24 protein-coding genes and 1 other RNA gene are annotated in these 26136 nt (G+C 61.5%); 8 read left to right on the top strand and 17 right to left on the bottom strand.

Features of this window, described 5'->3' with window-relative positions; translation table 11 throughout:
* The first annotated feature begins 31 nt into the window (after positions 1 to 31).
* Positions 32 to 1033 carry a type I glyceraldehyde-3-phosphate dehydrogenase gene (gap, locus tag PAF12_RS12090; protein WP_271107195.1) on the top strand — a complete coding sequence of 334 codons (1002 nt, stop codon included), beginning with the start codon at positions 32 to 34 and terminating at the stop codon, positions 1031 to 1033.
* Positions 1034 to 1132: 99 nt separating this feature from the next.
* Here gap and PAF12_RS12085 read toward each other — a convergent pair whose 3' ends face one another.
* Complete coding sequence (locus PAF12_RS12085) at positions 1133 to 1372, bottom strand: antibiotic ABC transporter (RefSeq protein WP_271107194.1); 240 nt, start codon at positions 1370 to 1372, stop codon at positions 1133 to 1135.
* A gap of 200 nt (positions 1373 to 1572) precedes the next feature.
* On the opposite strand from PAF12_RS12085, the gene pyrC reads away from it, so the two are divergent.
* The 3 genes from pyrC (at position 1573) to PAF12_RS12070 (ending at position 4940) form a co-directional block, all read left to right on the top strand.
* On the top strand, positions 1573 to 2625 hold the full coding sequence (pyrC, locus tag PAF12_RS12080; RefSeq protein WP_271107193.1) for a dihydroorotase: 1053 nt from the start codon (positions 1573 to 1575) through the stop codon (positions 2623 to 2625).
* The gene (locus PAF12_RS12075; RefSeq protein ID WP_271107192.1) at positions 2622 to 3293 is read left to right on the top strand and encodes an orotate phosphoribosyltransferase; all 672 of its coding nucleotides are present in this window, start codon (positions 2622 to 2624) and stop codon (positions 3291 to 3293) included. Before pyrC ends, PAF12_RS12075 begins: the two co-directional genes overlap by 4 nt.
* A gap of 159 nt (positions 3294 to 3452) precedes the next feature.
* The gene (locus tag PAF12_RS12070) at positions 3453 to 4940 is read left to right on the top strand and encodes a replicative DNA helicase (RefSeq protein WP_271107191.1); all 1488 of its coding nucleotides are present in this window, start codon (positions 3453 to 3455) and stop codon (positions 4938 to 4940) included.
* 30 nt (positions 4941 to 4970) lie between these two features.
* Here the strand turns inward: PAF12_RS12070 and PAF12_RS12065 are convergent, their stop codons facing one another.
* The 14 genes from PAF12_RS12065 to PAF12_RS12000 form a co-directional block, all read right to left on the bottom strand.
* Positions 4971 to 6020 carry a flagellar motor switch protein FliG gene (locus tag PAF12_RS12065; RefSeq protein ID WP_271107190.1) on the bottom strand — a complete coding sequence of 350 codons (1050 nt, stop codon included), beginning with the start codon at positions 6018 to 6020 and terminating at the stop codon, positions 4971 to 4973.
* Between the two features lie 56 nt (positions 6021 to 6076).
* Complete coding sequence (gene purB, locus PAF12_RS12060; protein ID WP_271107189.1) at positions 6077 to 7387, bottom strand: adenylosuccinate lyase; 1311 nt, start codon at positions 7385 to 7387, stop codon at positions 6077 to 6079.
* A gap of 28 nt (positions 7388 to 7415) precedes the next feature.
* The gene (locus tag PAF12_RS12055; RefSeq protein WP_271109700.1) at positions 7416 to 7634 is read right to left on the bottom strand and encodes a ribbon-helix-helix domain-containing protein; all 219 of its coding nucleotides are present in this window, start codon (positions 7632 to 7634) and stop codon (positions 7416 to 7418) included.
* 10 nt (positions 7635 to 7644) lie between these two features.
* The gene (locus tag PAF12_RS12050; protein ID WP_271107188.1) at positions 7645 to 7821 is read right to left on the bottom strand and encodes a DUF4169 family protein; all 177 of its coding nucleotides are present in this window, start codon (positions 7819 to 7821) and stop codon (positions 7645 to 7647) included.
* A 74-nt stretch (positions 7822 to 7895) separates the two neighbouring features.
* Entirely contained in the window at positions 7896 to 8522 is a 627-nt protein-coding gene (locus PAF12_RS12045; protein WP_271107187.1) for a LysE family translocator, read from the bottom strand.
* Positions 8523 to 8883: 361 nt separating this feature from the next.
* A complete protein-coding gene (gene fumC / locus PAF12_RS12040) occupies positions 8884 to 10278 on the bottom strand; it encodes a class II fumarate hydratase (RefSeq protein WP_271107186.1) in 1395 nt (464 codons plus the stop codon).
* Between the two features lie 136 nt (positions 10279 to 10414).
* Positions 10415 to 10879 (bottom strand): SspB family protein, encoded by a 465-nt coding sequence (locus PAF12_RS12035; protein ID WP_271107185.1) that lies wholly within the window; start codon positions 10877 to 10879, stop codon positions 10415 to 10417.
* A gap of 79 nt (positions 10880 to 10958) precedes the next feature.
* Positions 10959 to 12191 (bottom strand): chromate efflux transporter, encoded by a 1233-nt coding sequence (gene chrA / locus PAF12_RS12030; RefSeq protein ID WP_271107184.1) that lies wholly within the window; start codon positions 12189 to 12191, stop codon positions 10959 to 10961.
* 61 nt (positions 12192 to 12252) lie between these two features.
* Positions 12253 to 12607: a transfer-messenger RNA gene (ssrA, locus tag PAF12_RS12025) on the bottom strand.
* A gap of 130 nt (positions 12608 to 12737) precedes the next feature.
* On the bottom strand, positions 12738 to 13778 hold the full coding sequence (locus PAF12_RS12020) for an extracellular solute-binding protein (RefSeq protein ID WP_271107183.1): 1041 nt from the start codon (positions 13776 to 13778) through the stop codon (positions 12738 to 12740).
* A gap of 89 nt (positions 13779 to 13867) precedes the next feature.
* The gene (ppk2, locus tag PAF12_RS12015; RefSeq protein ID WP_271107182.1) at positions 13868 to 14761 is read right to left on the bottom strand and encodes a polyphosphate kinase 2; all 894 of its coding nucleotides are present in this window, start codon (positions 14759 to 14761) and stop codon (positions 13868 to 13870) included.
* A gap of 236 nt (positions 14762 to 14997) precedes the next feature.
* On the bottom strand, positions 14998 to 15930 hold the full coding sequence (metA, locus tag PAF12_RS12010; protein WP_271107181.1) for a homoserine O-succinyltransferase: 933 nt from the start codon (positions 15928 to 15930) through the stop codon (positions 14998 to 15000).
* Positions 15931 to 15932: 2 nt separating this feature from the next.
* Complete coding sequence (locus PAF12_RS12005; protein WP_271107180.1) at positions 15933 to 16817, bottom strand: ATPase; 885 nt, start codon at positions 16815 to 16817, stop codon at positions 15933 to 15935.
* A 102-nt stretch (positions 16818 to 16919) separates the two neighbouring features.
* Positions 16920 to 18062 (bottom strand): OmpP1/FadL family transporter, encoded by a 1143-nt coding sequence (locus PAF12_RS12000; RefSeq protein WP_271107179.1) that lies wholly within the window; start codon positions 18060 to 18062, stop codon positions 16920 to 16922.
* A 277-nt stretch (positions 18063 to 18339) separates the two neighbouring features.
* Between PAF12_RS12000 and guaB the strand changes: the two genes are divergently transcribed.
* Entirely contained in the window at positions 18340 to 19788 is a 1449-nt protein-coding gene (guaB, locus tag PAF12_RS11995) for an IMP dehydrogenase (protein ID WP_271107178.1), read from the top strand.
* An 80-nt stretch (positions 19789 to 19868) separates the two neighbouring features.
* Here guaB and PAF12_RS11990 read toward each other — a convergent pair whose 3' ends face one another.
* A complete protein-coding gene (locus tag PAF12_RS11990) occupies positions 19869 to 20624 on the bottom strand; it encodes a Bax inhibitor-1/YccA family protein (protein ID WP_271107177.1) in 756 nt (251 codons plus the stop codon).
* 568 nt (positions 20625 to 21192) lie between these two features.
* Between PAF12_RS11990 and PAF12_RS11985 the strand changes: the two genes are divergently transcribed.
* The 3 genes from PAF12_RS11985 to mgtE all read left to right on the top strand — a co-directional run bounded on the left by PAF12_RS11985 (position 21193) and on the right by mgtE (position 23941).
* Complete coding sequence (locus PAF12_RS11985; RefSeq protein ID WP_271107176.1) at positions 21193 to 21552, top strand: helix-turn-helix domain-containing protein; 360 nt, start codon at positions 21193 to 21195, stop codon at positions 21550 to 21552.
* Between the two features lie 46 nt (positions 21553 to 21598).
* Complete coding sequence (hisN, locus tag PAF12_RS11980; RefSeq protein WP_271107175.1) at positions 21599 to 22441, top strand: histidinol-phosphatase; 843 nt, start codon at positions 21599 to 21601, stop codon at positions 22439 to 22441.
* 66 nt (positions 22442 to 22507) lie between these two features.
* The gene (mgtE, locus tag PAF12_RS11975; RefSeq protein WP_271107174.1) at positions 22508 to 23941 is read left to right on the top strand and encodes a magnesium transporter; all 1434 of its coding nucleotides are present in this window, start codon (positions 22508 to 22510) and stop codon (positions 23939 to 23941) included.
* Positions 23942 to 24179: 238 nt separating this feature from the next.
* Here the strand turns inward: mgtE and PAF12_RS11970 are convergent, their stop codons facing one another.
* Complete coding sequence (locus PAF12_RS11970; protein WP_271107173.1) at positions 24180 to 26057, bottom strand: propionyl-CoA synthetase; 1878 nt, start codon at positions 26055 to 26057, stop codon at positions 24180 to 24182.
* Positions 26058 to 26136 lie beyond the last annotated feature (79 nt).

Here is a 26136-nt window from a genome sequence, read left to right as displayed (position 1 = left end):
AGCGGTTCGAATTCAGTCTGCGGAGGTCATCATGGCTGTGAAAGTTGCAATCAACGGTTTTGGACGTATCGGGCGCAACGTGCTGCGCGCCATCATCGAATCGGGCCGGACCGATATCGAGGTTATCGCGATCAACGATCTCGGCCCGGTCGAGACGAATGCGCATCTGATCCGTTTCGACAGCGTTCACGGCCGTTTTCCGGGCGAGGTCAAGGTTGATGGTGAGACCATTGACGTCGGGCAGGGTCCGATCAAGGTGACCGCGATCCGCAATCCCGCCGAACTGCCCTGGGGCGATGTGGATGTCGTCATGGAATGCACCGGCATTTTCACCGACAAGGAAAAGGCGAAAGTGCATCTGGAGAACGGCTCCAGCCGGGTTCTGGTGTCCGCGCCGTCGAAAGGTGCCGACAAGACCATCGTTTACGGCGTCAATGACGGGACGCTGACCGCGGACGATCTGATCGTGTCCAATGCAAGCTGCACGACCAACTGCCTTTCCCCGGTCGCAAAGGTGCTGAATGACGCGATTGGCATTCAGAAAGGCTTCATGACCACGATTCACAGCTACACCGGCGACCAGCCGACGCTGGATACGATGCATAAGGATCTGTATCGCGCCCGCGCCGCAGCGATGTCGATGATCCCGACCTCAACCGGGGCCGCCAAGGCCGTGGGTCTGGTTCTGCCGGAGCTGAACGGCAAGCTCGACGGTGTCGCGATCCGTGTACCGACGCCGAATGTTTCGGTCGTTGACCTGACCTTCGAAGCCGCGCGCGACACCACGGTTGAAGAGATCAACGAAGCAATCACCTCGGCTGCAAATGGACCGCTGAAAGGCATCCTCGGCTATACAGATCGCCCGAATGTCTCGATCGACTTCAACCACGATCCGCATTCCTCGATCTTCGCACTCGATCAGACCAAGGTCATGGAAGGCCGCATGTGCCGCATCCTGACCTGGTACGACAACGAATGGGGCTTCTCCAACCGGATGAGCGATACGGCTGTGGCCATCGGCAAGCTGATCTGATCGGGACACCCCGCAAAGGAAACGAAAACGGCCCCGTGAGGGGCCGTTTTTCATATCGGAGCCGATTTTATTTCTATCGAGTCCGGCGAAGAACCACGCTCAACGACGGCGGGTCGCCGATCTGGTCAGGCGCTTGGCGTTGGCTTTGGTCCGGCGGCCATAGGGTTTCAGGGCTGCCGAAACCACCTGATCCGCCGATGCGCCGCGCGCCACGGCCTTGAATACGGCTGTGCCCGCTTCCTGTGCGGCGTCCAGCTTTTCCTGCACCATCCGCGTCGATTCGTTGCTTTTCTGCGGGATGAAGCCCATCATGCCGGCCATCCGCATTCCGATAACCATCTGAGATTCAAAAGCAATTTGTGCAACTTGCGTCCAGAGACGCGTGGCCTCAGCCATGTTTGTCGAAAGAAAGCCCATAGGTCCCACATTCCCGGTTTTCCCGCTATGCTGCGCTTGCGAAGGGAAAATGGCAACCCATCCCTATGGCCAGCTTGCATCTCGTCTTTTCTCGCGCACCGGGTCGGTATAATCGGGGGAGCATGAACAAATCACTGACGCTTCGCCGCCCCGATGACTGGCATCTGCATCTGCGCGATGGCGCGATGCTGAACGCCGTCGCTCCGCACTCGGCTGATTTCGGCCGCGCCATCATCATGCCAAATCTGGTTCCGCCCGTCGTGACCGGAGATCAGGCGCGCGCCTATCGCGACCGCATCATGGCGGCCCTGCCGGATGGCGCGCCGCTTCGCCCGCTGATGACGCTGTATCTGACCGAGACGACAGAGGCCGCCGATCTGGTCGCCGCACATGCCGACGGCCTGATCGCGGCGGTCAAGCTGTATCCGGCGGGCGCGACGACCAATTCCGCCAGCGGGGTGAAGGATTTCGACAAGGTCCGTCCGGTGCTGGCGGCGATGGCCGAGGCTGGCGTGCCGCTTTGCGTGCATGGAGAGGTAACCGATGCGGAGGTCGATATTTTCGACCGTGAGGCCGTGTTCATCGACCGCGTGCTGGACCCGGTCCGCCGCGCGACCCCCGGTCTGCGGGTGGTGATGGAGCATATCACCACGGAGGACGGCGTCGCCTATGTGCGGCAGAACGCGGCTGATGGCGCAATGGGCGGAACCATCACGACGCACCATCTGGTCATCAACCGGAACGCGATCCTCGCGGGTGGTTTCAGACCGCATTATTACTGCCTGCCGGTTGCGAAGCGCGAGAAGCATCGGCTGGCGCTGCGCGAGGCGGCGATGTCGGGGCCGGGTCCGTTCTTCCTTGGCACCGATTCCGCGCCGCATACAGACTCCGCCAAGCTGCAACCTTGCGGTTGTGCGGGTTGCTTTACCGCGCCGAACACGATGGCGATCCTTGCACAGGTGTTCGATGAGGATGGCAAGCTGGACCAGCTGGAGGCCTTCACCTCGCTCAACGGCCCGGCCTTTTACGGTCTGGCGCCCAATGAAGACAGCGTGACCATGACCCGGCATGACGCACCTGTCGAGACCTACCCGACCACGATTGTAGCCGGGGACGAAACCGTCACCGTCTTCGATCCCGGTTTCCCCCTTTACTGGCAGATGGAGTCCGCATGAGCCTGTCCTTCCCCGCACAAGATGAAATCGCCCGGCTGACCGCGCGCGCCCTGCTGGAAATCAAGGCCGTCGACTTCAATGCCGCCGAACCGTTCACCTACGCATCCGGCCTCAAGGGGCCGACCTATGTCGATTGCCGGCGGATTATCTCCTACCCCCGTGTGCGCGGCACGCTGATGGATTTTTTGACCGCGACGGTGCTGCGGGATGCGGGGTTCGAGGCGTTCACCAATGTCGCTGGCGGCGAGACGGCGGGCATTCCCTTCGGCGCAATGGTGGCCGAACGGCTTGCCCTGCCGATGACTTATGTGCGGAAGAAACCCAAAGGTTATGGCCGAAACGCCCGGATCGAGGGCCGGATGGATGAAACCGACCGGGTGCTTCTGGTCGAGGATCTGACCACGGATGGCGGCTCCAAGCTGAGCTTCGTCGATGCGATCCGGGAGACCGGCGCGCAATGTGGTCATACGGCGGTAATCTTCTATTACGGCATTTTTCCGGAAACGACGCAGCGCCTGGCGGATCATGGCGTCAGTCTGCATCATCTCTGCACTTGGTGGGATGTGCTGGCGGAGGCGAAAGAGCAGCAGGTTTTCGATACCGCCACGCTTAGCGAGGTCGAGGCATTCCTGAGCAACCCACGGGAATGGCAGGAAAAGAACGCCTAGATCGAGATTAACCCGGCGCGAAGCCCTGCCTGATGCTTCGCGCCGCTGTTATCCACAGATATTCCCCAGCCTTACCCACCATATTTTTGGGTGGCTGCGTTCAAATTAAGCATATTTTGTGGTAATAGAACGACTTAATAATAGAAACACGGGGCAGGCATGAGCGAAATCAGGGCATTGCAGGCGGCATCGGCCCAGCCTGAGTCGGAAGAACAGAGCGTTCCGTTTTCAATCGAGGCGGAGCAGCAGCTGCTCGGCGCGCTGCTGACCAATAACGACGTTTTCGACCGGATCAGCCAGCTTCTGAAACCCGAACATTTCTATGAGCCGGTGCACACCCGGATCTATGAAATCGCCTCGGAACGTATCCGCAAAAACGCGCTTGCCAGCCCGGTGACACTGAAAGCGTTTATGGAAAGCGACGCCGGTCTGAAAGATCTCGGCGGTCCGGCCTATCTGGCGCGGATCGCTGCGGCGGCGATTTCTGCCTATGCGGCACGGGATTATGCGCAGATGATCCGTGAATTCGCGCTGCGCCGCGAACTGATCGGTCTGGGGCAGGAGGTCGCGGCGCGTGCCGCCTCTGTCCGGGTTGAGGATGACGCGGAAGAACAGATCAAGGATGCCGAGCAGAAGCTCTACAAGCTGGGCGAGCAGGGTGTCGCGGAGCGTGGTTTCCAGTCTTTCCTCAAGGCCGTGACCGGGGCGGTCGACGCGGCGGCGGCGGCATATGAGCGTGATGGGCAGCTTTCCGGCATTCCGACCGGGCTGATCGACCTTGACCGCAAGATGGGCGGGTTGAACAATTCCGACCTGGTCATCCTTGCCGGGCGTCCTTCGATGGGGAAAACCTCGCTGGCCACGAATATCGCGTTCAATGTCGCCAAAGCGCAGAAGACCGGCGAAAAATCGGACGGCACGCAAGGCTCGGTCGAGGGCGGCGTGGTCGGGTTCTTCTCGCTGGAGATGTCCGCCGAACAGCTTGCCGCCCGGATCCTGTCCGAGGCCGCGGAGGTTCCCAGCCAGCAGATCCGTTCGGGCGATATGACGGAGGAGGAGTTCCGCCGCTTCGTCGATGCCGCGAACGACCTTCAGGCCTGCCCGCTTTATATCGACGATACGCCTGCCCTGCCGATCAACCAGCTTGCCGCGCGGGCGCGCAAGCTGAAGCGGACGCATGGGCTGGATGTTCTGATCGTCGACTATCTTCAGCTTCTGCGCCCGGCCTCCGCCAAGGACAGCCGCGTGAACGAGGTGTCGGAGATCACGCAAGGTCTGAAAGCCATCGCCAAGGAACTGAATATCCCGGTCATCGCGCTGTCGCAGTTGTCGCGTCAGGTGGAAAGCCGTGAGGACAAGCGTCCGCAACTTTCCGATCTGCGCGAATCCGGCTCTATCGAGCAGGATGCGGATATCGTGATGTTCGTGTTCCGCGAGGAATATTACAAGGAACGCGAAAAACCCTCCGATCACGAGTTGGAAAAACTCGCCAAATGGCAGGAGGAGATGAATGCGGTCCACGGCAAGGCCGAGGTGATTTTGGGCAAGCAGCGTCACGGGCCTATCGGCACGGTCGAACTTGCCTTCGAAGGCCGCTTCACCCGCTTCGGCAATCTGGAGAAATCGCGCCAGTCCGAATGGGATTGATCCAGTCGCTGCTGTTACCCGGCGGCAGGATCATGCGCTTTCCGCTGTTCTGATTGCGATTTCCGTGCCGTCGTCATCTGTGTCGGCGGAGATCAGGAACAGATCGCCCGCCTGCTCCATCCGCCGGATTGTGGCGACGATCTCCGCCATCGCGGTTTCAGTGTCTTCCGATGACACGCGGCCCAATGCTTCGGCTTCGTCCCGTATGCCGTCGGCCATGCGGCTGGACAGGTTTGACAGGATAAATTCCGCCGCCACGCGATCAGCATCCTTTGCCCCGGCAATCGCCTTGTGGAGCGTGGCAGGGTCCGCGGCGCGCGCAATGCGCGGTATGTCGCGCGGATCGATGCGGGACGGGATATTCGCCCAGGTGAAGATCGCCTTCCGCACCTCCTGCGCGAAGGCTGCGTCATCTTCGTCCAACCCGGTCAGCACCTGATCGCGCGTGCCCGATGGTGCTTCGTTCAGGATCGCGCCGACCTTTTCGACCGGGGCCTTGTCAATGGCCGGGCGCGCCGTGCCATCGACGGCCTGCAACAGCGCAACCCCGATCCGACGCAGCGCCGGCGTTTCAATGCCCGAGGTGAGTGACATGGCATAGGCGATATGCCGCGCCTGATCTGCGGGCATCAGCGCGAATGCCTCCGCCGCCTTCGGAACCGGCAATTTCGAGAACAGCACCGCCGCGATCTCCACGGCTTCGCTCTGCGCGAGCCCGGCAATCTGCCGCGCCGGAAGCGTTGCGATCCTGTCCCACGGGTCGGAATGCCCCGCCATCGCGGCCATGCGGCGCAGCCGGTCCGCCGTGTCCTGTGACAGCGTTCCGCCCAGCAGATCGAGCGTCGGGTTCAGCCCGCCGGGGAAGGTCACGCCGACCTGCTCCACCGACTCGCAGAATTCCTCGATGACGCGGTCGCGGGTCTGGCGATCGACCAACCCCATCAGCGCCATCTCATGCGCCAGCGCCGATTGTGCGTCAGGCGGCAGCTGCTCCAGCGACAGATCCTCGCCGGAGCCGATCAGCAGCCGCACGATGACCGCTGCCTTCTGGCGCGGCGATAAGGCCGGTTCCAGGTTCATTCATCATCCCCACTTGCTTCGCGGGATGAAGATGGCAGAGATTGTTTAAGCCCCGGTTATCCGGCCTCGCCAAAGACGCGGGCGAAGATCGTGTCGACATGCTTGGTGTGATAACCGAGGTCGAATTTTTCCTCGATCTCGGCAGGTGACAACGCCGCTGTCACCTCGGCATCGGCCAGCAATTCCTCTTTGAAGTCCTTGCCGTCCTCCCAGACCTTCATCGCATTGCGCTGCACCAGCCGGTAGGCATCCTCGCGTGAAACCCCGGCCTGCGTCAGCGCCAGCAGCACCCGCTGCGACATCACCAGACCCTTGAACTTGTTCATATTTGCCAGCATGTTGTCCGGGTAAACCACCAGCTTCTCGACCACGCCCGCCAGACGGTTCAGCGCGAAATCCAGCGTCACGGTCGCGTCCGGCGCAATGCCACGCTCGACCGAGCTGTGGGAGATGTCACGCTCATGCCAGAGCGCCACGTTTTCCATGGCCGGGATCACCGTCATGCGGACCAGCCGGGCAAGGCCGGTCAGGTTCTCCGTCAGCACCGGGTTGCGCTTATGCGGCATGGCCGAGGAGCCTTTCTGGCCGGGGCTGAAGAACTCCTCCGCCTCCAGCACCTCGGTGCGCTGCATGTGGCGGATCTCGATGGCGATGTTCTCGATGCTGGATGCGATCACGCCGAGCGTGGCGAAGAACATTGCATGGCGGTCGCGCGGGATGACCTGCGTGCTGATCGGCTCGGGGCGCAGGCCCATCTTGGCGCAGACATGTTCCTCGACCGCCGGGTCGATATTGGCAAACGTCCCGACCGCGCCCGAGATCGCGCCGGTGGCGACCTCCTCGCGGGCGGCTTGCAGCCGGGCCCTGTTGCGGTCCATCTCGGCATAGAAGCGGGCAAAGGTCAGACCCATCGTGGTCGGCTCGGCATGGATGCCGTGGCTGCGGCCGATGCGGACCGTGTCCTTGTGTTCAATCGCCCGCTTCTTCAGCGCCCCGAGCAGCTTGTCCATATCGGCCAGCAGAATATCGGCGGCGCGGACAAGCTGGACGTTCAGCGTGGTGTCCAGAACATCGGACGAGGTCATGCCCTGATGGACGAAACGCGCCTCCTCACTGCCGATATGCTCGGCCAGATGGGTCAGGAAGGCGATAACGTCATGCTTGGTCACCGCCTCGATCTCATCGATGCGGGCGACGTCGAATTCGACATCCTTGGCTTTCCAGACCGCATCCGCATTCTCGCGCGGGATCACACCCAGATCGGCCTGAGCATCGCAGGCATGGGCCTCGATCTCGTACCAGATGCGGAACTTGGTTTCCGGCGACCAGATGGCGGTCATTTCGGGGCGGGCATAGCGCGGGATCATCGAGGCCTCCTGTCTTTGGCCCCGTGCTTTAACCGCTGCGCCCGGTTTCCGCCAGCACGAAGAGCCGACATGCCGTGGCAAGCCCCACCTCCGGCGGCCGCTTATGGTCAATCTCAGCGATCAGAGCGGCCCGCGTGACGTCCCGCTGATCCGCGATCCGCCCAAGCGCCCGCCAGAACGCATCCTCCAGACTGACCGAGGTCCGATGCCCGTCAATCGTCAGCGACCGCTTTGACGGCGCATCCATCGGAGGAAGCTCAATCCTCACGCTTGGTTCCGTCGAGGTGTTTTGCCGCGCGATCACGGTCGGCGTTTTCGGTGGCTTTCTGGGCTTTGCTCCGCCCGAATTTCGCCGAATTGGCGTCGGCTTGTCGGCGCGCCTCCTCGCGGGATTTTTGTTTGCGGAAGCGGTTGAGGTTGGTGATCTGGGTCATAGCAGCAGGATAGCGACAATCGGACGAGAGCGGAAAGACCGCAGTCTGGGACAGAGCAGCATGAAGCACTGCTATCAAGAACGGCGGATCGTAGCGGTTGCAACACCCATCATCACAAGTGCACCTCCCCCCAGCCTCGTCAGAAATGGCAGGACGGACGGACGAGTGATTTTCTGGCGCAGCTTGTCGGCGAGCAAGGCATAGGCGAGCGCATTTATCGCCGCGAGGCTAACGAAGGTAGCAATCAGCAGTCCGAACTGCGGTGCCAAGGCTGCGTTCGGGTTGATGAACTGCGGCACGAAGGCGATGAAGAAAACAATGGATTTGGGATTAAGCGCCGTTACTGCCGCAGAATGCACGAAGACTTTTCGAGGGGAGGTCACGGGCGCATCGTCCAGTGTACCCAAGGACGCACCCGACGCACTCCGGAACAACTTGATCCCAAGATAAACGAGATAGATCGCCCCGACCCATTTCAAGAGAATGAACAGCTTGGAGGAGGCCAAAACCAATGCTCCGAGACCGGCCAAGGATGTGGACATGGCAACAAGATCGCCTAGCGCAACCCCCGCCACTGTCGCCAGAGCGACCCGGCGGCCTTGGCTGATGGCGTAGCTTAAAATCAGGAGTACGGTCGGTCCCGGTATCAGAAGAAGAGCGATTGAGGCCGATGCGAACGCGAGCCAAACGTGAAGTTCCATAGCTTTGCTCCCAACAGATGCTGCTCAGTCGAGCCAGCAATAGATTACCGGTCAAGTAAAGCGCTTTTTCTGGAAGGTGTTTTCGGGCTTAGAACTGACATTGGCTCCGCTACCTCCACCCGGAATCAAGGCGCATCGCGCCGCCGGGCAGCGGCCGACCGCCCCTTGGGCGGCCGCTTCTTCGCTGCTCCGCGCTGAACGGATGCGCAGCGGGGATGCAAGATAAAGTGCCAGACTGAAACGCCGGCAGCGGCAGCCCGCGGTCGGACGCTGCCCTCTGTGAGGTCCAGAAGGGCGAGGCCGGAGAATAGAAAAAGGCGCGCCCTTCAGGACGCGCCTTCCTCATTACCTGCCGACCGGCTTATTCCGACGGGCCGATCATCTTCTCTGGCCGGACGATCTTGTCGAACTCTTCTTCGGTCACGAAGCCCAGCCCCACGGCCTCCTCGCGCAAAGTCGTGCCATTCTTATGCGCGGTCTTGGCCACCTTGGTCGCGTTGTCGTAACCGATGGTCGGCGCCAGAGCCGTCACCAGCATCAGCGACTCCTTCATCAGCTTCTCGATCCGCTCGACATTGGCCTGCGTCCCCGCGACCATATTGTCGGTGAAGCTCGACGCCGCGTCGCCCAGAAGCTGCATCGATTGCAGCACGTTATAAGACATCATCGGGTTATAAACGTTCAGCTCGAAATGGCCCTGAGACCCGGCAATCCCGACCGCCGCGTCATTGCCCATGACATGCGCGCAAACCATGGTCAGCGCCTCGGCCTGGGTCGGGTTGACCTTGCCGGGCATGATGGATGACCCCGGCTCATTCTCCGGCAGGATCAGCTCGCCCAAACCCGAGCGGGGACCGGAGCCCAGCAAACGCAGGTCGTTGGCGATCTTGAACAGGCTCGCCGCGACGGTTTTCAGCGCGCCCGAGAAAAACACCATCGCGTCATGGGCGGCCAGAGCCTCGAACTTGTTCGGGGCGGTCACGAAGGGCAGGCCGGTGATCTCCGCGATCTTGGCGGCAATCGCCGTGTCCCAGCCTTTCGAGGTGTTCAGCCCGGTGCCGACAGCCGTGCCGCCCTGAGCCAACTCATAGATCTGGGGCAGGCACATCTTCACCCGCTCGATCCCCATGCGGACCTGATGGGCATAGCCGCCGAATTCCTGACCCAAAGTCAGCGGCGTCGCGTCCTGCGTATGGGTGCGGCCGATCTTGATGATGTCCTTGAACTCTTCGGACTTCGCTTCAAGCGCCGCCGCCAGCTTCTCCAGCCCCGGCAGCAATACGTCGCGCGCCTGCATGCCGATGGCGACATGCATCGCGGTCGGGAAAGTGTCGTTGGAGGACTGGCCCATATTGCAGTGATCGTTGGGGTGAACCGGCTCCTTAGACCCCATCTGACCGCCGAGGATTTCAATCGCGCGGTTCGAGACGACCTCGTTCGCGTTCATGTTCGACTGCGTGCCCGATCCCGTCTGCCAGACGACCAGCGGGAAGTTGTCGTCGAACTTGCCCTCAAACACCTCGGTCGCGGCCTGAACCATTGCTTTGCCGCGCGTCTCGTCCAGCTTGCCGCTGGCCATGTTCACCTCAGCCGCAGCGCGCTTGATTGCGCCGAGCGCCCGGATGATCGGCACCGGCTGACGTTCCCAGCCAATCGGAAAATTCATGATCGAGCGCTGCGTCTGCGCGCCCCAATATTTGTCAGCGGGGACTTCAAGCGGGCCGAAGCTGTCGGTTTCGGTGCGGGTGTTGGTCATAATCTGGCTCCCTCACGAGTTCGTGGGGGTTGTAGCGCCGCGACACGGGATTCGCAATTCGTATGCGGTTGTATGCTGAAATCAGACGGGGATAACGCTGTGTGTCAGGCTGTCGGATATGGGCCGACGGTTTTGCCTATTTCCGCCACTTGTCGAGGCTGACAACCTCGCCGCCGGGTTTCTGGGTATCTTCGGCGATCTCCTCAGCGATTTCTTCAACCACCGGTTCCTCGCCCTCTTCGTCATGTTCCTGCGTTTCGAAACGCAGGCCAAATTCGACGGAGGGGTCAACAAAGGTCCGCAGGGAGTCGAAGGGGATGATCAGGCGTTCCGGCGAGTTGCCGAAATTCAGCGTGATCTCGAACCTGTCTGCCTTCACCACCAGATCGTCATACCAATGCTGGATCACGATGGTCATCTCCGACGGGTAACGCTCGCGCAACCAATCGGCGATCTCCACGCCGTCCTCGCTGGTGTCGAAGGTGATGAAGAAATGATGCTCGCCCGGAAGGCCATTATCCGCCACGTCCTGCAGCAACTCCGCGATCAGCCCCTGCATGGCGCGGTGCATCATTCCGCCGTAGTCGATTGCTCGGGTCATGCTGCCGTCCTTCGTCATCATGTCGTCAGCATAGTTATATGCCGCCAGAAGAAAAGGGCGGATTGCCGTGGATTTGTTGTTATCCGGCGATAAGCAACCCGGCAATGGCAGAGGCCGCAAGCACCGGCAACAGGCCCGCGCGGAAGCCAAGCAACAGCAATGCCGCCGCCGCCGCGATCAGCCCTGCACGCCAGTCGAACCCCGCCGGATCCGGCAGGCCAAGCGGCCCGACCATGACCGTCTGACCGCTGAACAGAACCTGCGCCGCGAACCAGAGCGCAAGCGTCCCAATCACCCCGACAACCGCTGCCGTAACCCCCTCCAGCGCAGCGGAAAGCCGGGGGCGGGAGGCGATCCAGTCGATGCTGGGCGCGAGCGCGAAGATGAACAGGAAGGACGGCACGAAAGTGACCCAGAGGCACAGCAGGGCCGCAGTGGCGGCAAGCGCCGGGCCGCCTTGCGCGTCGCCCGCCAGCCAGGCGACGAATTCGGTGACGAGGATCAGCGGGCCGGGCGTCGTCTCTGCCAGGCCGAGCGCGTCCATCATCTGTCCGGTGCTGAGCCAGCCCATATCCTGCACGACGGTCTGCGTCATATAGGTCAGCACCGCATAAGCGCCGCCGAAAGTGACGATGGCGAGGCGGGCGAAGAACAGGCCGAGCGTGGTCAGAAACTCCGCCCCTGCTGCCCAAGCTAGGCCGACCGGGGCCAGCCATATCGGGATTCCGGGTAGGAGTATCCATAAGGAAGATGTGGGTGCCTGGATGTCGCCGTCGCCCTCCGGTGCTGCAACCGCACCGAGCATTCCGGCGATCATGGCGGCGATGATGACAAGCGGGAAGGGCAGTCCCAGCACGGCGATTGCCACGAAGGCTGCGCCAGCGATCAGCCAGTGCAGCGTTGATTTCAGCGCCCGCCCGGACAGCCGCAGCAGCGCCTGCACCACGATCACCAGCACGCAGGATTTGATGCCGAGGAATGCCGCCTGCATCATCTGCAACTCCCCCCAGGCGGCATAAGCGGCGGCAAGGATGGCGATGATGATTGCGCCGGGAAGGATAAACAGCAAGCCGGAGATGAGACCGCCGGGAATGCCGCGCAGACGCCAGCCGGCATAGGCGGCGAGCTGCATCGCCTCGGGTCCGGGCAGCAGCATGCAGAGCGACAGGGCGCGCAGATACTGGCGTTCCGACAGCCAGCCGGTGCGGTCGACCAGCTCCCGATGCATCAGGGCGATCTGGGCTGCGGGGCCGCCGAAGGACATGAGGCCGATCCGCAGGAAGGTTGTGAAAAGTTGTAAATAGCCGACCACTTACGCCCCCGTCTCCAGAGGCAGTTATCGCTGCAGCGTGACGGTGATGTGAAGGGAGAAAAGTGCAGGATTCTGTTGCAAGGCTCCTGCCGGCCCCGCCTTACGCTGCTAAGCGCAAGGAGTTAGGTTTCGGTTACCCGAGCTGCTTACGCAGCCAGAGCCACCGGAGCACGGTTGTCGTTGGCAACTGTACAATTTGCACCGATAACGGTGGTCGCTCACCGAGGCAAAGCCATCCCCTTTACACGTTCGTCGATCCTGTTTCGGCCCCAGATCCCCCCAACGAAGGCGTGATATGGTGGAGCCGCCGGGTACCGCCCCCGGGTCCGATCCGCTTATTACGAGCGCGTTTATGCCCATAGTCCGGTTGCCCGGACCCGTTGAATATAGGGGGACAAAATACCGCTCGCAAGGGGTGTTACGGGCATATGCAACGCGTGTGCGGTGCGTATCACATCTGTAGCACAGCAATATATACAAGACGCGACGGTTTGCGCGCGACAAGGGCCACGACAGCGCGCGGCCCTTGTCGGTCGCGAAACCGGATCAGAAACCGGCTTTAATCTTTTCGAACTCCGCCAGTTGGCGCTCGCGCATTTGCGGGTCGTTTGGGGTCTGGGCGAGGATCGGGACGTCGACCGGGCCGAGGCCGCTTTGCACGGCGGGTTCGTCCTTGATCGATTCCATCCCCGCGAGGGTGGAGTGGCCATAGCCGATCGTATCCAGCAGGCCTTTCGCGGCGCGCGGTTCCAGCCAGGCGTTGATGAAGTCGTAGACCTTATCTTCGCTGCCGGGGCCGTCCTTGAGGTTGATGAAGCCGCAGATGAAGCTGGAAGAGCCTTCCTTGGCCTCACGCTGGAAACCGACCGGGTAGTCGTCCTCTTGCAGATAGACGACACCGTCGTTCCAAGACCATGCGACATCGACCTGACCGGAGGCCATCATCTGCGCCTGATCGGACGGGTCCGCCCAATAGGCAGCGACATTGGCATGGGCCTGACGCAGCCAGTCGGCGGCGGCCTGGAACTGTTCCTCGGTCACATCTGTCCAGTCGGAAACGCCGGTGGCCAGATAGGCGAGCGCCCAGACATCGTCGGAGCTGTCGGGCAGCGAGGTGCGGCCCTGATAATCCGGATTGATGAATATATCGAGCGAGGCGAGGTCTTCCGCAGGCACATCCTCGGTATTATAGGCAACGGCGGTCGCACCCCAGTCGGTCGGGATGTACCAGACGCCCTCGTCATCCTGAAACACTTCGGAATCCATCAGGGCCGGGTCGAGATCGTCGAAATTCTCGATCCGGGAGGTATCCCAGGGCTCGATCAGCCCGGCGTCGCGGTATTTCGAGACCATCTGGCTGCAGGGGTGGACGATATCGGCCTTGAAGCCGGAGGCGATTTTCTGGAACGCCTCGTCATCGTCGCCATAGAAGGCGAAGGTCGGGCTGTCGCCGTGCTTGTCGATATAGCCCTGAAAGATCACGGGCTCTTCGAAACCCGCCCAGTCGAAGACGGTCAGGTCCGGGTCGGCGGCGAAGGCGGGCGCGGCGAGGGCCGCAAAGATGGCGGTAGAGCGGAGCAAGGTCATGTGACGATGGCCTTTCGTGTTGAGTCGAATGGATCGACGCTAGCGGCGGCGATGTATTCGCGCAAGCGGCAAGCTGTGGCGGGCACCGTTCAGGCGTCCAGCATCGCAGGCCCGCCGGCGATACCGGGGTCGATCTTTCCGATGTCCTTGTCATCCTTGCCGGCATAATCGACCGCGTTCAGGATCGTCTGAATGGCGGCGATGCGGGCGCGTTTCTTGTCGTCGGAACGGATCACCGTCCAAGGCGCGGTGTCCGTGTGGGAGCGGGCGAGCGTGTCGCGGATGGCCTGGGTATATTCGTCCCATTTCGCCAGACCGTCCACGTCGATGGAGGAAAGCTTCCATTGTTTCAGCGGGTCGTTCTCGCGGTCAAGGAAACGCTTGAGCTGCTCGGCGCGGCCGACATTCAGCCACAGCTTGACGAGGATGGTGCCGTCATTGACCAGCATCTGTTCGAAATTGGGAAGCTGGTTGAAGAAATGGGCGCGCTGCTGATCGGTGGAGAAGCCGAACACCCGTTCGACAACGCCACGGTTGTACCAGCTTCGGTCGAACAGCGCGATTTCGCCGTCGGCGGGCAGCCAGTCGGTGTAACGCTGGAAATACCATTGCCGCGATTCCCGGTCTGTGGGTTTGGGCAGGGCGACGATATAGGCGGAGCGGGGGTTGAGGTTTTCGCGCACGCGTTCGATCGTGCCGCCCTTGCCTGCGGCGTCGCGCCCCTCGAACAGCACGACGAGGCGTTTGCCGGTGATGGTGATGTCGTGCATCATCTTCACCAGTTCGATCTGGAGTTCCTCCATGCGGTCCTCATATTCGTCCCGGTCCATCTTTTCCGGGTAGGGATATGAGGGGTCGAGCATCTTGCCTTTGCTGGCGTGCTCGATGGCTTTGCGGATCGGCTTGGGGGCGTCCTTTTCGAGGAATTTGGTAATCTCCCCGACATAGGGCAGGGGATGGGGGGATTTGTCCGACTTGGCCATGCTTGGTCTCCATTCACGATAGCGCAGTATGGGGCGTGGGTGCGGAGGTGAAAAGGGGGAGGCTGCGGGCGGCCCGGAACAAGGCGCATAGCGCCGCCGGGCCAGCGCCTGCCCGCCCCCAGGGCGGATGCTGCTTCGCCGGGGCGTAACGAACGGTTGTTCGGCGGGCTTGCTGGGATAAAGCGGTACGCTCAAAGGCCGGACGCGTCAGCCTGCGGTCGGACGCTGGCCCGGCGTCACTGCCCTGTGTCGCCGATCTTCGTGATGTCGTATTCCGTGGTCTGGTAGATCTCGTTGATCCAGTTGCCATAGAGCAGATGTGCGTGGCTGCGCCAGCGGTTCGAGGGCGGGCGTGACGGGTCGTCGTCGGGGTAGTAATTCACCGGCACATTGGCGGGTTTGCCGCCAGCGATATCGCGGTCATATTCTTCCTTCAGCGTCGTGGAATCATATTCCAGATGGTTAAAAATATAGAGCGCGCGATGGCCGGGATCTTCGATCAGGCAGGGGCCGACCTCCTCCGATGACAGCAGGGTGTGGAGCGCGGGACGCTTTGCCACGTCCTCTGCCCGTACCTCGGTCCAGCGGCTGACCGGGATCAGCAGATCGTCAGAGAAGCCGCGCAGATAGGGCGAGGCGGGGGCGGTGTTTTCGTGGCGGAAACAGCCGAAGGCCTTGGCGTCGAGCAGATGTTTTGGCAGGCCGTGGAAATGCCACGCCATCGCCATCCCGCCCCAGCAGACGCCGAAGGTGGAATGAACATGGGTCTGGGTCCAGCCGAAGACACGGGTCAGCTCGTCCCAATAGGTCACCTCCTCGAACGGCAGATGCTCGATGGGTGCGCCGGTGATGATGAGGCCATCGAATTTCTCGCCGCTCGCCTCCACCTCGCGGAAGGGGCGGTAGAAGCTTTCCATATGGTCGGCGGCGGTATTGCGGCTTTCATGGTCCGACATGCGGATCAGCTGAAAGTCGATCTGCAACGGGGTCGCGCCGATCAGGCGGGCGAACTGGTTTTCGGTCTGGATCTTCTTCGGCATCAGGTTCAGCAGCCCGATGCGCAGCGGCCGGATGTCCTGTGTCGCCGCCCGGCCCGGCGACATGACCATCACGCCCTCATCCGACAAGATGTCGAAGGCGGGCAGGTCATTGGGCAGGGTGATCGGCATTCTCAGTTTTCCTTTCGGTCGGTGTGGGCGGTCTTGCGGTCGATGGCGCGGGCGATAAGCGCGTTGAAATCCTCGGGCGTTGAAACCGCGCCCACTTCTTCGGCGGTGACGGTCACGCCGCGCGTGGCCATTGCCTCGTAACGCGGCTGGCGATGTGCGAGGGCGCTTGCATAGGCCCAGCGGATGAAATCGTCGGGATCGACCTGATCCTCGCGCAATTCCTTCTGCATGCGGTAATTGACCCAGGCACGGTCGAGAAACTCCGGCTGGTAATACATCGGTTTCGGCGCGCGGTCGAAGCGGCGGACAAGTTCCGCCGTATGCGCGTCAGAGCCCTTGATCCAGACCAGCAGCATATTGCGTTCGAGTTCGTCCAGCAGGGAATCGTCGGGGTGGTCGGGGTCCACCACCTCGCAGATGGAGCCGGAGGTGTCGCAGACGAAATTGTCCAGCCCGTAGATATTGGTCGCACGGTCGATGAAATAGCCGGTATCCTTCAGCGCCGCGATCTCTGCCGCGCGGTGCTGGTTCTGGCGCTTCATGTATTCGTCGAATTCCAGCCCGCCACGGGTGACGCTGCCGGGCTTGCCGAGATAGGTCGACAGCGGCGAAAGATTGTCGAAGGTGATATTGCTGGCGATATAGACGCTGTCGGACATCAGCAATTCGCGCAGAAGCGGCACCTTCATCGCCTCGCGCTTGAAGTTATCCGCGATCAGCTCGTCCATGTAGCGGGTGCCGATGCGGTAGTCGATGCTGTAGTGGAACCACCTGCCGGAGGCGCGCAGCATGTTCGACAGATAGGTCTTGCCCAGCCCGGACATGCCGAAAAGCAGCACCCGCTTGCGGTTGCTGAGCGTCCAGTCGTTTCCGGTTGCGTAGATCATTGCGGCTCCTTCGTCCGGGGCAATCTAGGCAGCGGCAGGGCAAGAGAAAAGCCCCGCAACGGGCGGGGCTTCTCGGAGTGTGGCGATTGGCCCCGTCCGGGATCAGAAACGATAGCCGATCCGCAGGCCAAGGCTGAGCGCGTCGTTATCCGTCATCTCCGCCCGCGCGGTGTCGGGGGTGCCGGTTTCCGGCTTGGCATCGCCCAGCTTGGTGTAGTTGATGCCGCCGGTGATCTTCCAGTTGGCCTGGGTGTAGGTGCCCGCAAGGGTCAGACCCACCTTGCCATTCGACGGCGCAAGCGGCGAGACCAGCTCGTCGCCTTCCGGTTCATAGGTGATCGAGGCGGAACCGGCCCAGTTCTGCGTGAACTGGCGGCCAACGCCGAGCGTGTAGGTGGTGGCATTCTCCAGTTCAACCAGACCGTCGCCGGTCACGCCCACGAAATAGGCCGGATCGACGCGGAAATCGTTCCAGTAGACGCGGCGGATCTGGCCGAAGACGAGCGTGCCGGGGGCAACGCCGGTCTGGAAGTCGAGCGCGATCTGCTTCGGCGTTTTGACCTTGGTCGTGCCCTTGGCGACGGTCATTGCGCCGAAACGCTCCTCGGTGTCGAACTCATGTTCGATTTCCGAGTAATAGGTCAGGGCGACGCGGGCCGCGATGTCAGGACGCTCCCACGAGAAACCCGCGAGCCAGCCGGCCTGCGTGCTGTCCTGCAGCTTGGCGCGGTAGGAGGAGACCCCGGTCGGCGGTGCGCCGCCATAGGCGAGCCCGTCCAGCGTCACATCGGCCGATGCCTTGGTAACGCGGAGACCGCCATGTACCGCCCAGCTATCGTTGAACTTGTAGCGCAGGATACCGGAGATATGCGCACTTTCCACCGACGCCTTCGTGCCGCCCAGCATGGCCGAGCCGCCTTCTGCAGCGGTCGGGTAGGCGATATCGGCGCCATAGGGATGTTCGACAATCAGCGCCCCGGAAAGCTGTTCATTGAACTGATGCTTGTAGCCGATGCCGACCGTATTGAAATCATCGGCGACATTTTTCGTCGGATAGCCGAGGACGTCCTTGCCGGTGACGTCGGGGCTGGTCAACTGTGCGTTGAATTCGACATAGTTGCCTTCTTCGAACAGAATTCCGATGGATTGCGTCGAACGCTCGATCCCGGCGGCCAGGACCGGCGCGGTCGTTATCAGGATGGCCGCGGTTCCGCTGGCTAAGATTTGTATTGGCTTACTCGTCATTCTCTCCCCCCCGTTGGAGATATTGCTTGTTTGGATGTTATCTGACGACACTACCCGAGCGCGAACATCCGTCAATTGTAACGATAAGGTGACGTGACGTCGAGGTTACGTTGTTTGCGCTAATCGTGTCTGCGCTGCAACGCTTGTCGTGGGGGAAGCTCTTCTTGGGGTTGATCCGGGCCGCCGATCCTTGCCAAGCGCCATTTGCCGGGGGTGGACAAAGACGCCGCAAGGTGAAAAGGGGAACTGCCAAACGAACCCCTAAAGGATGGCTGCTATGCAGATTCGTGAGGCGCTGACCTTCGACGATGTACTTCTGGTTCCTGCGGCATCGACCGTGATGCCCTCGACCGCTGATGTGACGACGCAAGTAACGCGGCGGATACGGATGAATATTCCGCTGCTCAGCTCTGCCATGGATACGGTGACGGAAAGCCGGATGGCGATCGCGATGGCGCAGGCCGGCGGCATGGGGGTGATCCATCGCAACCTGACGCAGGAGCAACAGGCCAGCGAGGTGCGCCGGGTCAAACGTTTCGAATCGGGGATTGTCTATAACCCGATCACGCTGAAGGCGGATCAGACGCTGGCTGACGCCAAGGCTTTGCAGGACCGCTATAACGTGACCGGCTTTCCCGTGGTGGACGAGGAAGGGCGTGTCGTCGGGATCGTGACCAACCGGGATATGCGCTTTGCCAGCGACGACGATACGCCGGTGCGCGCCATGATGACGGCGGAGAACCTGGCCATCCTGCGTGAACCCGCCGACCGGGCCGAGGCCATCGCGATGATGAAGGCGCGGCGGATCGAGAAGCTGCTGGTGACCGATAAAACCGGCCATCTGACCGGGCTGCTGACGCTGAAGGACACGGAGAAGGCGGTGCTGAACCCGCTGGCCTGCAAGGATGAGCTGGGCAGACTGCGGGTCGCCGCGGCCTCTACCGTCGGCGATGAGGGGTTCGAGCGCAGTCAGGCGCTGGTCGATGCGGGTGTCGATATGGTCGTGATCGACACGGCACACGGGCATTCGGAGGGCGTTGCGAAGGCGGTTGCGCAGCTTCGCAGCTTCTCCAACGATGTGCAGATCGTGGCGGGGAATATCGCGACCGGAGACGCCGCGAAAGCGTTGATCGATGCTGGCGCGGATGCCGTGAAGGTCGGGATCGGACCCGGCTCCATCTGTACGACGCGGATCGTGGCGGGTGTCGGTGTGCCGCAATTGACGGCGATCATGGATGTCGCGGCCTCTGCCGGGGATGTGCCGGTGATTGCCGATGGTGGCATCAAGTTCTCCGGCGATTTTGCCAAGGCGATTGCAGCGGGCGCGAATTGCGCCATGGTCGGCAGCGCGATTGCCGGAACCGATGAAAGCCCGGGCGAGGTGATCCTGTATCAGGGCCGCAGCTTCAAATCCTATCGCGGCATGGGCTCGATGGGCGCGATGGCGCGCGGCTCGGCTGATCGGTATTTCCAGAAGGATGCGGCGACGGACAAGCTGGTGCCGGAGGGGATCGAGGGGCAGGTGCCGTATAAGGGCGCCGTCGGCACGGTGATTCACCAGATGGTCGGCGGGTTGCGCGCAGCAATGGGTTATACCGGCAATGCGACCGTGGACGATATGCGCGGCGGTTGCAGCTTTGTGCGGATCACCGGGGCCGGGCTGAAGGAAAGCCATGTCCACGACGTCCAGATCACCCGCGAAAGCCCGAATTACCGTCTGGGGTGATCGGCTCGCTCTGTCGGTCGACAGGACCAAATAAAAAGGCCCCGCCGGAGCGGGGCCTTTCGCATTCAGCCGGGCTGCGATCAGTCGTTGCTCGCGCCCATGAACTGGAGCAGGAACATGAACATGTTCAGGAAATCCAGATACAGGTTCAGTGCGCCCAGAACGGCGGCCTTGCCCAGAAACTCACGATCCGAATCGCGCAGTTGCAGATAGGTGTTCTTGATGTTCTGCGTATCGAAGGCGGTTAGACCGGCGAAGATCAGCACACCGATCAGGGCAATCGCGAACTGCATCGCGCTCGATTGCAGGAAGATGTTGATGATCGAGGCAATGATCAGCCCGATCAGACCCATCATCAGGAACGAGCCCATGCCCGACAGATCACGCTTGGTCGTGTAGCCGTAAAGCGACAGACCGGCGAAACCGGCGGCGGTGGCGAAGAAGGTCGATGCGATGGATGCGCCCGTATAGGCGAGGAAAATCCAGCTCAGCGACATGCCCATCAGGGCCGCGAAGCCGTAAAAGACCAGTGTCGCGGTCTGCGTGGACAGCCGGTAGATCGTGGCGCTAAAGGCGAAAACCACCAGAAGCGGCGCAAACATCAGGACCCATTTGAGCGGCGAGGTATAAACCGCGATGCCGACCGAGGTCAGCGTGCCGTCGGGTGAAACGGCGAGGAAGTTCAGCCCAAGGGCGAAAAACGCGGTGACCAGCATGCCGGTCGCCATAATGCCATAGACCTTCATCATATAATCACGAAGGCCGACATCTATATCGGCGCGGGTAGCGGCACCCGTCCGGGCCTGGGCCAGACGCTGGGTGTCGTATTCAGCCATCAATCTCTCCATTACTGGCGTTACGCGGTGCGTGATTGCGCACCGATTGGCTACAATATTGGGTCAAGCCGGGCGGATTACAATAAAAACACGCAGAAAACGGCAAGCATTGTAGATAAAAGGAGGATTTCCGCTGCCGCCGCCTTCGGAAATTGTCAACTAATCGGCGGGAATCTGATCATCCGGCGGCGAAAGGCAGGGATTCGGACGGGATTGTCGCGGGTGATGCTATAATAGGTTGAACGACTCATCGGGTTGTGAAGGTCCGATTGCATCTGCCGGATGACAAATATTACAACTTGCCCGTGTCGCGAAACAGTCTCGCGGCGGCGGTGATTTTTGCGACGGCGGGGCGTTTGTCCGAGTGGGGTTGTCCTTGCCGATTCGCTTGAAATGAATGCGTTTTTTCGCGTGACCCTCAGAAAAATCATGGAAATTTCTTTCGCATCGTTATAAATGTATGCAAAATCCTGTTTTTTTCGTCAACTTTGGCGTGTTAAGGGGATTTTTATGTCGCCAGTGTCGGGTCCGGCACGGTACTGCTCGTGTAGATTGAGTGAGGTGTGTTATGAAGCATGAAGTTGACGTGCATGTTGGTACGCGTATTCGTCATCGCCGTTGGCTGATCGGGATGACGCAGCAGCAACTGGCTGATCAGGTGGGTATCAAGTTTCAGCAGATCCAGAAATATGAAACCGGCGCGAACCGTGTCTCCGCCTCGCGGCTGTGGGACATCGCCAAAGCGCTTGACGTGACCATAAGCTTCTTTTTCGAGGGGCTGACCGATGGGCGTGTCGCGGCGAATGACGAAGGTGACGTCATGGCCAGCAAGGAGGCGCTGCAACTGATCCGCGCCTATTATGCCATGCCGGAAGCGCAGCGTCGCCAGATCTTCGAATTGGCGCGGGTTCTGTCCCACGCAGCCTGATCCCGCGATTTCGCCGCGCGCCTGTCAGCCGGTTTGTTTCCGCGCTATGACGACGCAAACAGGCGGGGGACGATTCGTGGACAGGTTGGAGATCATCAGGACGGCGCATCATCTGGCCGATGCGGCGCGGCGCGAGACGCTGCCTTTGTTTCGCAGCCGTAATCTGCGCCCGGATAACAAGCTTTCATCGGGGTTCGATCCGGTGACGGAGGCTGATCGCGCCTCGGAACAGGCGATGCGCGATATTCTGGGGCGGTTGCGGCCCGACGACGCGATTTTGGGTGAAGAATTCGGTCCGGTCGCGGGAACCTCCGGTTTGACCTGGGTGCTCGACCCCATTGATGGAACGCGGGCCTTCATTGCCGGTGCGCCAAGCTGGGGCGTCCTGATCGGGCTCAGGGATGAGGCGGGCCCGGTCTATGGTCTGATCGACCAGCCTTTCACCAATGAGCGCTTTGAAGGCGGGCTCGGTGTCTCACGGGTTACCAATTCGCGCGGCGAAGAGGCGCTTGGGGTGCGGTCTGACGTTTCGTTGAAGGATGCGATCTTGCTGTCAACCTTCCCCGAGGTCGGGACGGAGGCGGAGCGACATGCCTTTCAGCGGGTCGCGGCGCAGGTGCGTCTGACGCGCTACGGTCTGGACTGTTACGGCTATGCGCTGCTGGTCAGCGGCACGGTCGATCTGGTGATCGAGGCGGGGTTGCAAGCCTATGACATCGTGGCCCCGATTGCCGTGGTGGAGGCTGCGGGCGGCATCGTGACCGACTGGCAGGGCGGGCCGGCGCATGAGGGCGGGCAGATTATCGCGGCGGCAACACCGGAAATTCATGCGGCGGCGCTGAAACTGCTCGCCGCTGAACGCGTTGTGGCGACCGGGCGGCTCAACTAAAGTTCCGGTGAGGCCACGGCCGCCCGATCTGTAAGCCATTGCCAGTGATCCAGTAAGGGGGTGTCCATGCAGGACGAACCGCAGCGTTCCGATTTGTCAGACGATGAGATTGCGATTGAGCAGACACCCCCCGAGCCGGAGCCCGAGGAGGAGGATGATTTCGTGCCGTCGCGTGGCCTGATCGACCAGATCCGCGACGCCATCGACGAAGAGGACCAGTCGCGGCTGGACGAATTGCTGGACCCGATGCACGCGGCCGATATTGCCGACGTCATCGAAAACCTTTCGGCATCGCGGCGCCGTGTCTTCCTGTCGATGTGGTCGGGGGAGATCGACGGCGACATCCTGTCGGAGATCGACGAATCCATCCGTGACGAAGTCGTCGAGCAACTGCCGAAGTCGGTGCTCGCGGATGCTGTGCGGGAGATGGACAGCGACGACCTCGTCGACCTGATCGAAGAGCTGGAGGAGCCGGAACAGCAGGAAATCCTCGCGGCACTCGACGAATCGGATCGTGCGGCGGTTCAGCAGTCGCTGAATTATCCCGAATACTCCGCCGGTCGGATGATGCAGTCGGAGGTCGTCACCGCGCCGGAGCATTGGACCGTCGGTGAGATGATCGACCATCTGCGCAGCGAGGAGTATCTGCCGGATCAGTTCTACCATATCGTTCTGGTCGATCCGCGCCGTCATCCCATCGGTTATGTGACACTGGGCCGGATGCTCGCAGCGCGGCGTGAGACGCGGCTGGCCGATCTGGCAGAGGAGAGCTTCCGCACCATCCGTGCGCAGGCGGAAGAGGCCGATGTCGCCTATGCCTTCAACCAGTATCACCTGATCTCCGCGCCAGTGGTGGACGAGCATGACCGGCTGGTCGGTGTGATCACCATTGATGATGCTATGGAGGTGCTGGACGAGGAGCATGAGGAAGACATCCTGCGTCTCGCCGGTGTTGGCGATGAATCGTCGATTTCGGATACGGTCGTCGAAACCCTGTGGCAGCGGATTCCGTGGCTGGCGGTCAACCTCGCGACGGCGATTCTGGCGTCCTTCGTGATCGCGATGTTCGAGGACACGATTTCCGAACTGGTTGCGCTGGCGGTTCTGATGCCGATTGTCGCCTCCATGGGGGGCAATGCAGGCACCCAGACGCTGACGGTCGCAGTGCGCGCCTTGGCCACGAAAAGCCTGACCGGCTCCAATGTCTGGCGCGTCGTCGGGCGGGAGGCCGTGGTCGGCGTCCTGAACGGGCTTTGCTTCGCCATCGTGATGGGGGTGGTCGCGTGGATCTGGTTCGACGGCGTGTCACTGGCCGGAGTGATTGCAGTTGCAATGGTTGTTAACCTATTCGTGGCGGCTCTGGCGGGGATATTGGTCCCGCTCGCGCTGGAAAAGGTTGGTGCAGACCCGGCGCTTGCATCAGGCACTTTCGTGACCACGGTGACGGATGTGGTTGGTTTTTTTGCGTTTCTTGGGCTGGCGCAGTCGGTTTTGCTATAGGTTTTCGCCCAGAGCGTTGACCTGTCCAAAAAAATAATAGCCCGCGAATCAAAGAAAGCTTGATTCGCAGGCTGGCCTCCTGCAAGTTGGGTCGTACATAAAAGACAATACAATATGTGGTTAGCGTGTCCCTATGTTGGGGTTGGCTAGCGGGGCTGGATTCGGGACAGGCGCACCCCGACCGCGCAGGCGGACGGGGTGCACACTTCGTTTTCCGCCATCTTCAGGCGGGGCTGGTTTAGCTGCCTTTAAGCGCCGCTGAAATCTCGTCCAGAACGGATGGATCGTCGATGGTGGCGGGCATCTTCCATTCCTCGCCATCGGCAATTTTTGCCATCGTCGCCCGCAGGATCTTGCCGGACCGCGTCTTGGGCAGGCGTTCCACGACGACGGCGCGTTTGAACGCGGCGACCGGGCCGATTTCCTCGCGGACCATGCGGACGACATCGCGGACGATCTGGTCGGGTTCGGTCGTTGTGCCTTTCTTGAGGCACAGAAAACCGAGCGGCATCTGCCCCTTCAGCGCATCGTTGACGCCGATGACGGCGCATTCGGCGACATCGGGATGGGTGGCCAGTACCTCCTCCATCGCGCCGGTGGAGAGGCGGTGCCCGGCGACGTTAATCACGTCATCGGTGCGCGCCATGATGTAGAGATACCCGTCCTCGTCGATATAACCTGCATCGCCGGTTTCGTAATAGCCGGGGAAGCGTGACAGGTAAGAGCTTTCGAAACGGTCATCCGCGTTCCAGAGCGTCGAGAGCGTACCGGGCGGCAAGGGCAGCTTGATCGCGATGGAGCCGAGCTGACCGGCCTCCACCGGATGCCCGCCCTCATCGAGGATCTGGATGTCGTATCCCGGCATCGGCACGGTCGGGCTGCCGGGTTTGACTGGCAATTCCTCGATCCCCAGCGGGTTCGCGGCGATGGCCCAGCCGGTTTCCGTCTGCCACCAATGGTCGATCACCGGCACGCCGAGATGTTCCTGTGCCCATTTGACGGTTTCGGGATCGGCGCGCTCCCCGGCCAGAAACAGGGCTTGCAGATCATGCAGCTTGTAGCGGCGGATATATTCGCCGTTCGGGTCTTCGCGGCGGATGGCGCGGATGGCAGTGGGTGCGGTAAAGAAGCTTTTGATGCGGTTGTTCTGGATCGTGCGCCAGAACACCCCGGCATGCGGGCAGCCGATGGGTTTGCCCTCGAACACCACGGTTTGCGCGCCGGCGATCAGCGGCCCGTAGCAGATATAGCTGTGACCCACGACCCAGCCGACATCGGATGCGGCCCAGAAGCGGTCGCCCGCCTCGATCTTGTAGATGTTCTTCATCGACCAGGCGAGCGCGACGAGATGCCCGGCGGTCGGACGAACCACGCCCTTCGGCTGTCCTGTCGTGCCGGAGGTATACAGGATATAGGCCGGGTGATTGCCCTCGACCGGCACGCAATCCACCGGCTTGATCCCGTATTGGAACCCGTACCAGCTGAAGTCGCGACCCTCGATCAGCTTGGCGACTTCTTCTTCGCGCTGGAAGATGACGCAGAATTCGGGTTTGTGCTCGGCCTCGTCGATGGCCTGATCGAGCAGCGGTTTGTAGTGGACGATATGGCTCGGCTCCAGTCCGCCGCTGGCGGCGATGATTGCCTTCGGCTTGGCATCGTTGATCCGCACGGCGAGTTCATGCGCGGCAAACCCGCCGAAGACGACCGAATGCACAGCGCCCAGCCGTGCGCAGGCGAGCATCGCCTCGATCGCTTGCGGGATCATCGGCATGTAGATGATGACCCGGTCGCCCTTTTCGATCCCACGCGCCCGCAAGGCCCCGGCGAGCGTTGCGACGCGGGTCTGGAGTTCGGAGAAGGTGATGCCCTTGGTGGCACGGGTGATCGGGCTGTCGTGGTAGATCGCGATCTCGTCGCCGCGCCCGGCCTCGACATGGCGGTCGACGGCGTTCCAGCAGGTGTTGACCATGCCGTCAGCGAACCATTCGTAGAACGGCGCCTTGTCGTCGAACAGGGCCTTCGACGGCGGTTTCACCCAGTCGATTGCCTGCGCCGCCTCCATCCAGAAGGCCTCCGGATCGGCCTTCCACGAATCGTAGACGTCTTTATATGTCATTGTCTCCACCTCCCTGTGAAAGCCGATATAGGGAAGGTTACGGGGACAGTTTGATCCAGATCAAGCCATATGGCCCCGG

Origin of the sequence: Paracoccus sp. SCSIO 75233, from assembly GCF_027912675.1 — a bacterium.
In the GTDB taxonomy this organism is placed as follows: Bacteria; Pseudomonadota; Alphaproteobacteria; order Rhodobacterales; family Rhodobacteraceae; genus Paracoccus.
The sequence above is the reverse complement of the archived record's forward strand: the minus strand, read 5'-3'. Positions and strand labels throughout refer to the sequence as shown.

What these genes read in the sequence shown, in the direction of transcription:
- PAF12_RS12035 (WP_271107185.1), bottom strand. Translation starts at nt 10,879, where the DNA reads ATGACCCGAGCAATCGACTACGGCGGAATGATGCACCGCGCCATGCAG.
- PAF12_RS12045 (WP_271107187.1), bottom strand. Translation starts at nt 8,522, where the DNA reads ATGGAACTTCACGTTTGGCTCGCGTTCGCATCGGCCTCAATCGCTCTT.
- metA (WP_271107181.1), bottom strand. Translation starts at nt 15,930, where the DNA reads ATGCCGATCACCCTGCCCAATGACCTGCCCGCCTTCGACATCTTGTCG.
- PAF12_RS12065 (WP_271107190.1), bottom strand. Translation starts at nt 6,020, where the DNA reads ATGAACCTGGAACCGGCCTTATCGCCGCGCCAGAAGGCAGCGGTCATC.
- ppk2 (WP_271107182.1), bottom strand. Translation starts at nt 14,761, where the DNA reads ATGGCCAAGTCGGACAAATCCCCCCATCCCCTGCCCTATGTCGGGGAG.
- guaB (WP_271107178.1), top strand. Translation starts at nt 18,340, where the DNA reads ATGCAGATTCGTGAGGCGCTGACCTTCGACGATGTACTTCTGGTTCCT.
- PAF12_RS12070 (WP_271107191.1), top strand. Translation starts at nt 3,453, where the DNA reads ATGAGCGAAATCAGGGCATTGCAGGCGGCATCGGCCCAGCCTGAGTCG.
- PAF12_RS11990 (WP_271107177.1), bottom strand. Translation starts at nt 20,624, where the DNA reads ATGGCTGAATACGACACCCAGCGTCTGGCCCAGGCCCGGACGGGTGCC.
- PAF12_RS11985 (WP_271107176.1), top strand. Translation starts at nt 21,193, where the DNA reads ATGAAGCATGAAGTTGACGTGCATGTTGGTACGCGTATTCGTCATCGC.
- PAF12_RS12085 (WP_271107194.1), bottom strand. Translation starts at nt 1,372, where the DNA reads ATGGTTATCGGAATGCGGATGGCCGGCATGATGGGCTTCATCCCGCAG.
- PAF12_RS12020 (WP_271107183.1), bottom strand. Translation starts at nt 13,778, where the DNA reads ATGACCTTGCTCCGCTCTACCGCCATCTTTGCGGCCCTCGCCGCGCCC.
- mgtE (WP_271107174.1), top strand. Translation starts at nt 22,508, where the DNA reads ATGCAGGACGAACCGCAGCGTTCCGATTTGTCAGACGATGAGATTGCG.
- PAF12_RS12000 (WP_271107179.1), bottom strand. Translation starts at nt 18,062, where the DNA reads ATGACGAGTAAGCCAATACAAATCTTAGCCAGCGGAACCGCGGCCATC.
- gap (WP_271107195.1), top strand. Translation starts at nt 32, where the DNA reads ATGGCTGTGAAAGTTGCAATCAACGGTTTTGGACGTATCGGGCGCAAC.
- PAF12_RS11970 (WP_271107173.1), bottom strand. Translation starts at nt 26,057, where the DNA reads ATGACATATAAAGACGTCTACGATTCGTGGAAGGCCGATCCGGAGGCC.
- pyrC (WP_271107193.1), top strand. Translation starts at nt 1,573, where the DNA reads ATGAACAAATCACTGACGCTTCGCCGCCCCGATGACTGGCATCTGCAT.
- hisN (WP_271107175.1), top strand. Translation starts at nt 21,599, where the DNA reads ATGACGACGCAAACAGGCGGGGGACGATTCGTGGACAGGTTGGAGATC.
- PAF12_RS12005 (WP_271107180.1), bottom strand. Translation starts at nt 16,817, where the DNA reads ATGATCTACGCAACCGGAAACGACTGGACGCTCAGCAACCGCAAGCGG.
- PAF12_RS12075 (WP_271107192.1), top strand. Translation starts at nt 2,622, where the DNA reads ATGAGCCTGTCCTTCCCCGCACAAGATGAAATCGCCCGGCTGACCGCG.
- purB (WP_271107189.1), bottom strand. Translation starts at nt 7,387, where the DNA reads ATGATCCCGCGCTATGCCCGCCCCGAAATGACCGCCATCTGGTCGCCG.
- fumC (WP_271107186.1), bottom strand. Translation starts at nt 10,278, where the DNA reads ATGACCAACACCCGCACCGAAACCGACAGCTTCGGCCCGCTTGAAGTC.
- PAF12_RS12055 (WP_271109700.1), bottom strand. Translation starts at nt 7,634, where the DNA reads ATGGATGCGCCGTCAAAGCGGTCGCTGACGATTGACGGGCATCGGACC.
- PAF12_RS12050 (WP_271107188.1), bottom strand. Translation starts at nt 7,821, where the DNA reads ATGACCCAGATCACCAACCTCAACCGCTTCCGCAAACAAAAATCCCGC.